This window comes from Rhodopseudomonas sp. BAL398, assembly GCF_033001325.1.
In the GTDB taxonomy this organism is placed as follows: domain Bacteria; phylum Pseudomonadota; class Alphaproteobacteria; order Rhizobiales; family Xanthobacteraceae; genus JARJEH01.
The window spans coordinates 1,553,054-1,565,210 of sequence record NZ_CP133111.1; the positions used below are offsets into that span (position 1 = coordinate 1,553,054).

General features: G+C 65.7%; 10 protein-coding genes. 6 read left to right on the top strand and 4 right to left on the bottom strand.

The window, feature by feature from the left end; genetic code table 11:
• The first annotated feature begins 121 nt into the window (after positions 1–121).
• From topA to RBJ75_RS07465, 4 genes are all read left to right on the top strand, one after another.
• A complete protein-coding gene (gene topA / locus RBJ75_RS07450) occupies positions 122–2,908 on the top strand; it encodes a type I DNA topoisomerase (RefSeq protein WP_044418591.1) in 2,787 nt (928 codons plus the stop codon).
• A gap of 2 nt (positions 2,909–2,910) precedes the next feature.
• Positions 2,911–5,268, top strand: a complete 2,358-nt coding sequence (gene rnr, locus RBJ75_RS07455; RefSeq protein ID WP_317528846.1) for a ribonuclease R — start codon at positions 2,911–2,913, stop codon at positions 5,266–5,268.
• Complete coding sequence (locus tag RBJ75_RS07460; RefSeq protein WP_044418402.1) at positions 5,265–5,696, top strand: DUF983 domain-containing protein; 432 nt, start codon at positions 5,265–5,267, stop codon at positions 5,694–5,696. Before rnr ends, RBJ75_RS07460 begins: the two co-directional genes overlap by 4 nt.
• An 84-nt stretch (positions 5,697–5,780) precedes the next feature.
• On the top strand, positions 5,781–6,539 hold the full coding sequence (locus RBJ75_RS07465; RefSeq protein WP_044418398.1) for an NUDIX hydrolase: 759 nt from the start codon (positions 5,781–5,783) through the stop codon (positions 6,537–6,539).
• Between the two features lies 1 nt (position 6,540).
• Here RBJ75_RS07465 and RBJ75_RS07470 read toward each other — a convergent pair whose 3' ends face one another.
• Both RBJ75_RS07470 and RBJ75_RS07475 read right to left on the bottom strand, forming a co-directional pair.
• Positions 6,541–7,419 carry an NAD(P)-dependent oxidoreductase gene (locus RBJ75_RS07470; RefSeq protein WP_276156300.1) on the bottom strand — a complete coding sequence of 293 codons (879 nt, stop codon included), beginning with the start codon at positions 7,417–7,419 and terminating at the stop codon, positions 6,541–6,543.
• Between the two features lie 43 nt (positions 7,420–7,462).
• Positions 7,463–8,671 (bottom strand): MFS transporter, encoded by a 1,209-nt coding sequence (locus RBJ75_RS07475; protein WP_044407819.1) that lies wholly within the window; start codon positions 8,669–8,671, stop codon positions 7,463–7,465.
• Positions 8,672–8,763: 92 nt separating this feature from the next.
• Here RBJ75_RS07475 and RBJ75_RS07480 point away from each other — a divergent pair, with 92 nt between their 5' ends.
• Positions 8,764–9,693, top strand: coding sequence for a LysR substrate-binding domain-containing protein (locus RBJ75_RS07480; protein WP_044407818.1), 930 nt, complete (start codon positions 8,764–8,766; stop codon positions 9,691–9,693).
• A gap of 127 nt (positions 9,694–9,820) precedes the next feature.
• A complete protein-coding gene (rpmG, locus tag RBJ75_RS07485; protein WP_011472688.1) occupies positions 9,821–9,988 on the top strand; it encodes a 50S ribosomal protein L33 in 168 nt (55 codons plus the stop codon).
• A 364-nt stretch (positions 9,989–10,352) separates the two neighbouring features.
• On the opposite strand, the gene RBJ75_RS07490 is transcribed toward rpmG, so the two are convergent.
• Positions 10,353–11,726 (bottom strand): PleD family two-component system response regulator, encoded by a 1,374-nt coding sequence (locus RBJ75_RS07490; protein ID WP_044407816.1) that lies wholly within the window; start codon positions 11,724–11,726, stop codon positions 10,353–10,355.
• 10 nt (positions 11,727–11,736) lie between these two features.
• Positions 11,737–12,102: a response regulator gene (locus RBJ75_RS07495; RefSeq protein ID WP_044407814.1), complete on the bottom strand. Its 366-nt coding sequence runs from the start codon at positions 12,100–12,102 to the stop codon at positions 11,737–11,739.
• Positions 12,103–12,157: the final 55 nt, after the last annotated feature.

A 12,157-nucleotide genomic window follows, 5' to 3' on the forward strand; every position in this document is an offset into this window, starting at 1 on the left:
CCGCACTGTCACCCGATCGGTATTTGACAGCGGGGTCGCCACCACCCATGTTCCGGACAATGTGGCTGGCGCGAGTCTCGCGGAACCGGCTCGTATCTCCCAGACAAGCCATTGGAATGACATGAATATCGTCATTGTCGAGTCGCCTGCGAAGGCCAAGACGATCAACAAATATTTGGGCGCGTCGTATGAGGTCCTGGCCTCATTCGGGCATGTGCGCGACCTTCCGGCGAAGAATGGATCGGTCGATCCGGACGCCAATTTTCAGATGATCTGGGAAATCGACCCCAAAGCAGCCGGGCGGTTGAACGACATCGCCAAGGCGCTGAAGGGGGCCGACAAGCTGATCCTCGCCACCGACCCTGATCGCGAGGGCGAAGCGATCTCCTGGCATGTTCTTGAGGTGTTGAGAGAAAAGCGCGCGATCAAGGATCACAAGATCGAACGCGTGGTGTTCAACGCGATCACCAAGCAGGCCGTTACCGAGGCGATGAAGAATCCGCGCCAGATCGACGGCGCGCTGGTCGACGCCTATATGGCGCGCCGCGCGCTCGACTATCTGGTCGGCTTCACGCTGTCGCCGGTGCTGTGGCGCAAATTGCCCGGCGCCCGCTCCGCCGGACGGGTACAGTCGGTGGCGCTGCGGCTGGTATGCGACCGCGAGATGGAGATCGAGAAATTCCTGCCGCGCGAATATTGGTCGCTGGTGGCGACGCTCACCACGCCGCGCGGCGACAGTTTCGAGACCCGCCTGGTCGGCGCCGACGGCAAGAAGATCCAGCGGCTCGATATCGGCACCGGCGCCGAGGCCGAGGATTTCAAGCAGGCGATCGAAAGCGCCAATTTCACGGTGTCCTCGGTCGAGGCCAAGCCGGCGAAGCGCAACCCTTATGCGCCGTTCACCACCTCGACGCTGCAACAGGAGGCCAGCCGCAAGCTCGGCTTTGCGCCCGCCCACACCATGCGGATCGCGCAGCGGCTCTATGAGGGCATCGACATCGGCGGCGAGACCACCGGTCTCATTACCTATATGCGAACCGACGGCGTCCAGATCGACGTCTCGGCGATCACCCAGGCGCGCGAGGTGATCGGCGAGGATTACGGCAAGAAATATGTTCCCGAGACGCCGCGGCAATATGTGGCCAAGGCCAAGAATGCCCAGGAAGCGCATGAAGCGATCCGCCCGACCGACCTGTCGCGCCGCCCCGACGCGCTGCGCGCCCGGCTCGACCATGATCAGATCCGGCTCTACGAGCTGATCTGGATCCGCACCATCGCCAGCCAGATGGAATCCGCCGAACTCGAGCGCACCACCGTCGATATCGCCGCCAAGGCCGGATCGCGGGTGCTGGAATTGCGCGCCACCGGCCAGGTGGTGAAGTTCGACGGCTTTCTCGCGGTCTATCAGGAAGGCCGTGACGACGATTCCGACGATGAGGACAGCCGCCGGCTGCCGATCATCAACCAGGGCGAGGATCTGAAGAAGAAGGACCTCGCCGTCACCCAGCATTTCACCGAACCGCCGCCGCGTTTCTCCGAAGCCTCCTTGGTGAAGCGGATGGAAGAGCTCGGCATCGGCCGGCCCTCGACCTATGCGTCGATCCTGCAGGTGTTGAAGGACCGCGGCTACGTCAAGCTCGACAAGAAGCGTCTGCACGGCGAGGACAAGGGCCGCGTCGTGGTGGCGTTCCTGGAGAACTTCTTCGCCCGCTACGTCGAATACGACTTCACCGCGGCGCTCGAAGAGAAGCTCGATCGGATCTCCAACAACGAGATCTCCTGGCAGGAAGTGCTGCGCGATTTCTGGACCGACTTCATCGGCGCCGTGAACGAGATCAAGGATCTGCGGGTGACGCAGGTGCTGGACGCGCTCGACGAGATGCTGGGACCGCATATCTACGCCCCGCGCGAGGATGGCGGCGATCCGCGGCAATGCCCGAGCTGCGGCACCGGCAAGCTCAACCTCAAGGCCGGCAAGTTCGGCGCCTTTGTCGGCTGCACCAACTATCCGGAATGCCGCTACACCCGTCCGCTGGCGGCCGATGGCGGCGGCGATGGCGATCGCATTCTCGGCCCCGATCCGGTGTCGGGCCTCGAAGTCGCAGTCAAGTCCGGCCGGTTCGGGCCCTATATCCAGCTCGGCGAGGCAAAGGATTACGCCGAGGGCGAGAAGCCCAAGCGCGCCGGGATTCCGAAGAACTCCTCGCCCGGCGACATGGAGCTGGAGCTGGCGCTCAAGCTGCTGTCGCTGCCGCGCGAAGTCGGCAAGCATCCCGAGACCGGCGAGCCGATCAAGGCCGGGATCGGCCGCTTCGGGCCTTACGTTCAGCATGAGAAGACCTATGCAAGCCTCGAAGCCGGCGACGAAGTTTTCGATATCGGCCTGAACCGCGCGGTCACGCTGATCGCCGAGAAAATCCTCAAGGGCCCGAGCAAGCGCAAATTCGGCGCCGACCCCGGCAAGCCGCTCGGCGAGCATCCGTCGCTCGGCACCGTCGCCGTCAAGGGCGGCCGCTACGGCGCCTATGTGACCGCCGGCGGCGTCAACGCCACCATCCCGAGCGACAAGACCGAGGACGGCATTACGCTGGCGGAAGCCATCGCGCTGATCGACGAGCGCGCCGCCAAGGGTGGCGGCAAGACCAAGAAGGTCGCCAAGAAGAAGGCGCCGGCCAAGAAGACCGCGGCCAAGTCTGATGCCAAGTCGGATGCCAAATCCGACGCCGAAGGCAAGCCCGCCAAGAAAGTCGTCAAGAAGGCGGTCAAGAAGAAAGCCGCCGCCAAGCCGAAGGCCGAAAGCGCCGCCGCCAGCAAGGCGCGAGCGCCGGTGACGGCGAAAACCTCGACGGCGAACGCCGCTGCCAAGTCAAAACCTGTCGCCAAGAAGAGCGCCGGCAAGAACGGATAAAAGTGAGCAAGAAACGCGAGGCCAGCTTTCCTGACCGCGACGCCATCGTGGCGTTTATTCGCGGCGCCGCCGGCAAGGTCGGCACCCGCGAGATCGCCCGCGAATTCGGCCTGAAAAACGCCGACCGCGCCGAGCTGAAGCGGATTCTGCGCGAGCTTGCCGATAGCGGCGTGATCAAGAAATACCGCAAGAGCGTCGCCGAACCCGCGGCGCTGCCGCCGACTTTGGTCGCCGACATCACCGCGCGCGACGACGACGGCGAATTGATCGCCACCCCGGCCGAATGGGACGAGCAGGACGGCGAGGCACCGAAGATCCGCATCCATGTGCCACGCCGCGCCGCACCGGGCACCGTGCCCGGCATCGGCGACCGCGCGCTGCTGCATGTCGAAGCCGCAGAGCGCGACAAAGTCGCCGCCTATCGGGGCCGCGTCGTCAAGGTCGTCGACCACACCAAGACCCGCATTCTCGGCATCTTCCGCGCCCTGCCCGATGGCGGCGGACGCCTGATCGGCGTCGACAAGAAGCAGGCCGGCCGCGAACTCAACATCGCCAAGGCCCACGCCAATGGCGCGCAGGACGGCGATCTGGTCAGCGTCGATCTGATCCACACCCGCGGCTATGGCCTGGCCTCGGGCAAGGTCAAGGAACGGCTCGGCTCGCTGGCGACCGAAAAGGCAGTCAGCCTGATCGCGATCCACTCCCACGAAATCCCGCAGGAATTTTCGTCCGCGGCGATCCGCGAGGCCGAAGCCGCCAAGCCCGCGACGCTATCGGGCCGCGAGGACTGGCGCGAATTGCCGCTGGTCACCATCGATCCGCCCGACGCCAAGGACCATGACGACGCCGTCTATGCCGAGCCGGATCCCGATCCGAGCAACAAGGACGGCTGCATCGTCTATGTGGCGATCGCCGATGTGGCGTTCTATGTCCGGCCCGGCTCGGCGCTGGATCGCGACGCGCTCAATCGCGGCAATTCGGTGTATTTCCCCGACCGCGTGGTGCCGATGCTGCCGGAGCGGATCTCCAACGATCTGTGCTCGCTGCGGCCCGGCGAAGCCCGCGGCGCGCTCGCCGTGCGCATGGTGATCGATGCCTCTGGCCGCAAGCGTTCGCATTCGTTTCACCGCATCCTGATGCGCTCGGCCGCCAAGCTGAGCTACGCCCAGGCCCAGGCCGCGATCGACGGCGATCCCGACGACACCACCGGCCCGCTGCTGGCGCCGATCCTGAAGCCGCTTTACGCCGCCTATGCGATCGTCAAGCGCGGCCGCGACGAGCGCGATCCGCTCGACCTCGATCTGCCCGAGCGCAAGATCGTGCTCAAGCCCGACGGCACCGTCGACCGCGTCGTGGTGCCGGAGCGGCTCGACGCCCACAAGCTGATCGAGGAGTTCATGATCCTCGCCAATGTGGCCGCCGCCGAGATGCTGGAGAAGAAGGCGCTGCCGCTGATCTACCGGGTGCATGACGAGCCCAGCGTCGAGAAGGTGCACAACCTTCAGGAGTTTCTCAAGACGCTCGACCTGTCCTTCGCCAAGGCCGGGGCGTTGCGCCCTGCGTTGTTCAACCGCGTGCTGGCGCAGGTCAAAGGCCATGACGCCGAGCCGCTGGTCAACGAGGTGGTGCTGCGCTCGCAGGCGCAGGCCGAATACGCCTCGCAGAACTACGGTCATTTCGGCCTCAATCTGCGGCGCTACGCGCATTTCACCTCGCCGATCCGCCGCTACGCCGATCTGGTGGTGCATCGCGCGCTGATCCGCGCGCTCGGGCTTGGCGACGGCGCGCTGCCGGAGACCGAGACCGTCGAGACGCTGGCCGAGGTCGCGGCGCAAATTTCGGTCACCGAGCGCCGCGCCATGAAGGCCGAGCGCGAGACCACCGACCGGCTGATCGCGCATTTCCTCGCTGACCGCATCGGCGCCAGCTTCCAGGGCCGCATCTCCGGCGTCACCCGCGCCGGCCTGTTCGTCAAGCTCAGCGACACCGGCGCCGACGGGCTGATCCCGATCCGCACGCTCGGCACCGAATATTTCAACTATGACGAGGCCCGCCACGCGCTGGTCGGCACACGCAGCGGTGCCATGCATCGGCTGGGGGACGTCGTCGACGTCCGTCTGGTAGAAGCTGCTCCTGTAGCCGGCGCGCTGCGCTTCGAACTGCTCAGCGAGGGTCAGGCCGCGCCGCGCGGCCGCCGCCGCGACGCCGGCAAGCCGCAACGCACCACGCGCGCCAAGGCCGCTCCCGGCCGCAGCCCGCGCAAGAAGGATCGCAAGCCCGGCACCACCAAGCCGGGCGCCAAGAAAACGAGCAAGGCCAGCAAGGCCAAGCCGAGCCGACCAAAAAAGGGGAAACCATGAAGACCTTGGCCGCACGTGCTCCCGCTACCTGGTCGTCCGGTGCCGAACCGGCGGACAAGCGCAATGTCTGGACTGCGATGCGTCGCGGCCTGCGCGGCCGCTGCCCGAATTGCGGCGAAGGCAAACTGTTCCGCGCTTTTCTGAAGACCGCCGATCAATGCGCCAATTGCGGCCAGGATTTCACCGGCCACCGTGCCGACGATCTGCCGGCCTATCTGGTGATCGTCATCGTCGGCCACATCGTGGTGCCGATGGTGCTGTGGATCGAGACCAATTATGCCCCGGCGGTGGCGCTGCAGCTGGCGATCTACCTGCCATTCACGCTGATCGCGTCGCTGCTGCTGCTGCAGCCGGTCAAGGGCGCGGTGGTCGGCCTGCAATGGGCGTTCCGGATGCACGGCTTTGACGATACCAATCCGGACGGCTAGCCGGCATCCGAAATCGACACACAATCAAGAAGCTGGCGCGATAAGCTCGGCTTCAACAAAAACAGCATGGGGATCGGACATCAGATGAGCCAGACGGAAAGCACGCCCGCCGCGGTGGAGAAGATCGAGAAGGAAGCCGATCACCACCCCTATTTCCGTCCGAAGGATGCCGCGACGCTGATCCTGATCGATCGCAGCGCCGCCGTGCCCAAAGTGCTGGTCGGCAAGCGCCACGACAATGTGGTGTTCATGCCCGGCAAATTCGTGTTCCCCGGCGGCCGCGTCGACAAGACCGACAACCGGATCCCGGTGGCGGCGCCGATCCCGCCGCAGCTCGAAGCCAATCTGCTGCAGGGCAGCCCGAAGATATCGGTCTCGCGGGCCCGCGCGCTGGCGGTGACCGCGATCCGCGAGGCCTGCGAGGAGACCGGGCTGTGCCTCGGCTGCAAGCCCGCCGGCAAGGCCCCGACGCTCGACGGGCCATGGGCGCCGTTCACCGAGGCCGGGCTGCTGCCGGACCCCTCCAGCCTGTATCTGATCGCCCGCGCCATCACCCCGCCGGGCCGGATCAAGCGCTTCGACACAAGGTTCTTCACCGCCGACGCCTCGGCGATCGCGCATCGGGTCGAGGGCGTGATCCATCCCGAGGCCGAGCTGGTCGAGCTGGTCTGGGTCGAGATCGGCTCCAAGCCGCTGGCCGACCTGCATCCGATGACCACCAAGGTCCTGCAGCAGCTGGAAAAACGCCTCGCCACTGGGCCGCTGCGGCACGACGCCCCGGTGCCGTTCTTTCACTTCTTCGGCGGCAAGATGCAGATGGAGCTGCTGGCCGGCACCGCGTGAGCTACGCGACGTCGTCGCCGAGCCCGCCGCGGCGGCGCGCCATCTTGGCGAGGACCGACCAATCCTTTGCACCCAGGCCCTGATCGATCGCGCTCAGCATGTTCTCGCGCACGATCGCGGCGGCGGGCAGCGTGGTCTTGGTGGCTTCGGCCGCCGCGAAGGCCAGGCTGACATCCTTCAGACCCAGCGTCAGCTTGAAGCCGGGCTCGTAACTGCCGGCGGCGATGAAGCCGCCATAGCGCTGATAGCTCGGGCTGGCGAAGATCGAATTGGTGACGATCGGCAAAAACTCCGCCGCCGTCAGGCCATAGCTTTCGGTCAGCGCGGTGGCCTCCCCCATCGCCTCAATCGCCAGCGCGATCATCATGTTGCCGGCAATCTTGGCGACATTGGCTTGCTTCGGATCGGTGCCGAGCTGCCAGGTCTTCTGCCCGATCGCATCGAACAGCGGTTGCACCCTGGCGATCGCGGCGGCGTCGCCGGCCGCCACGATGTTCAACTGCGCCTTGGCGGCCGCCGCCGGCACGCCGAACACCGGCGCAGCCACATAGGCAATGCCGGCCTTGCGATGCAGGTCGGCGAGTTCGTCGACCAGCGCCAGCGAGATCGTCGCCGCCATGACGTGGACGCAGCCGTCGCGCGCCGAGGCCAGCGCGCCGGATTCGATGATGACGCTGCGCACCGCCGCGTCGTCCGCCAGCATGGTGATCACCGCGTCGTTCTGGAACGCCTGCGCCGGCGTATCCAGCACGGTGACGCCGGGCAGCGCCCGCGCCGCCTCGGCGTTGCGATTCCATACGCTGACGCGGTGGCCGGCCTTGAGCAGATTCGGCACCATCGCGGCGCCCATGCTGCCGACCCCGATAAATCCGACATTCATTTTAGAACCTCCAAGCAGGTTGATTGATGGGTGGTGATGGGCCTCAATGGCCGGATTGGCGCGAGCGGCCGATCAGTTCCACCGCCAACGCCGTCAAAGCCAGCGCGGCGCCGAAGCCGCAGACCGCAGGCCAACCGGCCAGCCCCCAGGCGAAGGTGGCGCCGGCAGAACCCGCGGCGCCGCCGAAGAACATCCCGGTCATGAACACGGTGTTGATCCGGCTGCGCGCCGCCGGCTCCAACGCGTAGACCAAATGCTGGTTCGAGATCAGCGAGCTCTGCACGCCGAAATCCAGCGCGATCACGCCCAGCATCAGCCCGGGCAACGCGCCCCAGAAGCCGAACAGCAGCCATGACAGCGCGCTCAGCAGCGCGCCGGCGGCGATCACCAGCGCCGGGCCACGGCGATCCGCGATCCGCCCGGCGATCGGCGCCGCCAGAATGCCGACCGCGCCGACCACGCCGAACAAGCCGGCCGCATCGGCGCCGAGATTGAATGTCGGCTCCTGCAGATGCAGCGCCAGCACGGTCCAGAACACGCTGAACGAGCCGAACAGCGCCGCCTGCACAAAGGTGGCGCGACGCAGCGTCGGATAGCGCCGCCACAGCCCGGCCAGCGACGCCAGTGCCTCGCCGTAGCGCAGATCCAGATGCGGCGCGTTGCGCGGCAGCAGCCACGCCATCAACGCTGCGGCGGCGAGAGACATCGGCCCGGACAGCCAGAACATCTCGCGCCAGCCCAGATGGGTGGCGACGAAACCCGCCAGGGTCCGGCTCAGCACGATGCCGCATAGCAACCCGGCCATCACCGTGCCGATGGTCTTGCCGCGCCGCGCCGGATTCGCCAGTGCGGCCGCGAATGGCACGATCTGCTGCGCCACCGTGGCGCCCGCGCCGACCGCCAGCGACGCCAGCAGCACCAGCCAGGCCGACGGCGCCAGCGCCACCAGTATCGCCGCCGCCGCCAGCAAGGCGAATTGAATGATGATCAGCCGCCGCCGGTCCATCAGGTCGCCCAGCGGCACCAGCAGGAACAGGCCCGCGGCGTAGCCGAGCTGGGTCGCGGTCGGAATCATGCCGGACAGCCGCAGATGACCGAGATCGCGCTCCATGATCCCGAGCATCGGCTGGTTGTAATAGATATTGGCGACCGCGATCCCGGCGGCAAGCGCCATCGCCAGCGTCAAGGCGGTGCCGATCGCCGGCGCAGGCTTGGTTTCGCGGAGGCGTTCATGTGGGACAGTCAGTGTCATGGTTTACCCTTTGCTCCTGTGAGCAGATTTGGCCATTCAGCCCTTGGGCGTTAGAGCCTTGTACGGATATTATTTATCCATAATATGAATGAATGTCCGACACGATCGCCCTCTTCCGTGCCTTCATCCGCGTCGTCGAGGCCGGCTCGTTTACCCGGGTGGCGGCGGAACAGAATTCCAGCCAGCCGACGGTCAGCCGGCAGATCGCGGCTCTGGAAGAGCATCTCGGCGCCAGGCTCTTCACCCGCACCACCCGCCGGCTGACGCTGACGGACGACGGCCGCAGCTTCTATGAGCGCGCCCGGCTGGCGCTGGAGGCGGTCGGCGACGCCGAGGAATCCGTGGGACGACGCCGCGCGCGACCGTCCGGCACGCTGCGGCTGGCCTGCCCGGTGGTGTTCGGCCGGCTCCGGGTGATTCCGCATCTGAAGGAGTTCTTCTCGCGCTACACCGGCGTCAGCGTCGATCTGGTGATGAATGACGGCTATGCCGACCTGGTCGAGGAAGGCATCGACCTGGCGATTCGATCCGGCGAGATCCCCGACACGGCGCTGATCGCCAAACGGATCGCCAGCACACGGCGCGTGGTCGTCGCTGCGCCGTCCTATCTGCGCGGCCGCCCGCTGCCGGCGCATCCCCCCGACCTCGCCGCGCATGATTGCATCGCCTTCAGCCGCGCCGCCTTCGGCGTGCAATGGCCGTTCGAAAGTCCCGAAGGCCCGATCAGTTTCGAGGTCAAGGGCCGGTTCCGAACCCAGAATTCCGAAGGCACCCGCGAAGCGGTGATGTCCGGCCTCGGCATCGGCTTGCTGCCGATCTGGCATTTCACCGATGAGATCGAGACCGGCCGAGTCGTGGTGCTGCTGCAAGCCTATGAGCCGAAACCGGCGCCGATCCATGTGGTCTATCCGTCGCGGCGGCTGTTGCCGCGCAAGACGCGGGTGATGATCGACTTCTTGGAACGGCAATTTGCCAGCGATCCCAAGCTCAATCCGCCTCTGGAGGGTGCCGCGCGGGGCTGAATCGGCGAAATTGCCCGGCGATCCGCGAAATCCTTGACTTTGGGCGATTGGAAGCTAGTTTGCGCCCCGAATGCAGGCTGGCACCGGCTGGCTCGCTCCCGATTCCCGATATTTCGAGGTTTTCACCATGGCCAAAGCGGTCACCATCAAGATCAAGCTCGTTTCGACCGCGGATACCGGCTTCTATTACGTGGCGAAGAAGAATTCGCGCACCATGACCGACAAGATGGTCAAGAAGAAGTATGATCCGGTCGCGCGCAAGCACGTCGAGTTCAAGGAATCCAAGATCAAGTAAGCCCGCTTTGCTTGCTGAATGATCTTTGACGGGGCCGCGAGGCCCCGTTTTCCGTTTTGGTGCGCTGTAGAACGCCTGCCGATGTCATCGCCCGCGACAGCGGGCGACCCAGTATCGCAGAGCATTCGCGATCCATCCCGGCTACAGAATGGCGAGAAATCCGTGTCCCGGGCGCGGTGCGGCGCGCAGCGCTGCTCCGCTGAACCGGGACCCCGCTTGTGGCGCCGACAACAACACCGGGGCCCCGGCTCTGCAGCGCACCACGCCGCGAAGGGCGGCGCGTTGCACTGCGTCCGGGGCACGCGGTCGATGTGACGGCGTTGGATGAGCGCCAGTGGATGAGAGATCGAGCGCCGCCGCGCGCTTACGCGGCCGCCGAAACCACGCGGTTGCGGCCGTCGTGCTTGGCGCGATACAGCGCGACGTCGGCGCGCTTCATCACGTCGGCGACCGGCTCGCCCTTGCGCTCCAGCGTCGACAGGCCGATCGAGATCGTCACTTCGATCCGCTTGGCGCCCTTGTCGATCGCGAAGGGTTCATTGGCGATGGCGCGGCGCAGCCGCTCGGCGACCATGCCGGCGACATTGAGATCTGTCTCCGGCATCACGATGACGAATTCCTCGCCGCCATAGCGGCACGCCAGATCGATGCCGCGGATCGATTTGCGGATCCGCACCGCGAATTCGCGCAGCACGTCGTCGCCGCCGTCGTGGCCGTAATTGTCGTTGATCGATTTGAAGAAGTCGATGTCGAGCATCATCAGCGCCAGCGGCTTGCCGCGGGCCGAGGCCTGCTCGGCCAGGGTCTGCAGATGGGTCTCCATGTAGCGCCGGTTGTGCAGCCCGGTGAGCCCGTCGGTAATCGCCATCTCGATCGAATGCTGCACATTGTCGCGCAGATGGTCGGTGTAGCGCCGCCGCCGGATCTGGGTCCGCGCCCGTGCCAGCAATTCGTTCTTGTCGACCGGGCGCAGCAGATAGTCGTTGACGCCGATTTCGAGGCCGCGCAGCAGCCGCGCATTGTTGTCGGCGTCGGCGATCGCCAGCATCGGCAATTGCCTGGTGCGCTCCAACGAGCGCGCCTGGCTGCACAGCCGCAGCCCGTCATAATTTTCCAGGCCGAGCGAGACGATCATCAGATCGTAATTGCCGTCGGCGAGTTGAAACAACGCGTCCGCCGGATTGGTCTCGACGTCGACGCTGTGTTCGGTGCTGAGCACCGGCGCCAGCCGCTCATAGGAGGACGGCCGGTCGTCGACCAGCAGGATGCGCCCCCCGATGCCGAGATCGGCCACCGCGTTGCGTTCCGGCGCCTGCATCCCGATCTCCAGCGAGGTGATGGCGCGCATCCGCAACTCGTCGGTCATCATCTTCAGCCGCGTCAGCGAGCGCACGCGCGCGATCAGCACCACGTCGGATACCGGCTTGGTGAGGAAATCGTCGGCGCCGGCTTCCAGTCCGCGGACGCGATCGGCGGGACTATCCAGCGCCGTCACCATCACCACCGGGATGAAATGCGTCGCCGGGTTGGCCTTCAGCCGGCGGCAGACCTCGAAGCCGTCCATGTCCGGCATCATGACGTCGAGCAGGATGATGTCGCATTCGGCGCGCGAGCAGATCTCCAGCGCCTGCGCGCCATTGCTCGCCGTCAGCACGTCGAAATATTCCGCCGACAACCGCGCTTCCAGCAATCTGACATTGGCCGGAATGTCGTCGACGACCAGGATCCGTGCAGACATCGAAGCTCTCCTAGCCGATGAAACGGCGCACCGTTTCGATGAACTTGCCGACCGAGATCGGCTTCGACAAGTAAGCCTCGCAGCCGCCTTCGCGAATCCGTTCCTCGTCGCCCTTCATCGCGAACGCCGTCACCGCCACCACGGGAATCATGCGCAGCTCGGGATCGTCCTTGATCCAGCGGGTGACCTCGAGGCCGGAGACCTGCGGCAGCTGGATATCCATCAAGATCAGATCGGGGCGCAATTTGCGGACAAGATCGAGCGCCTCATAGCCATTGCTGGTTCCCGACGTCTGGTAGCCATGGGCTTCCAGCAAGTCGCGAAACAGTTTCATGTTGAGCTCGTTGTCTTCCACGATCAGGACGGTTTTTGCCATCCCGCCCTCCAATCCCCAATATAGTCCAAACAACAATGCCCAGCACCGCGACCAG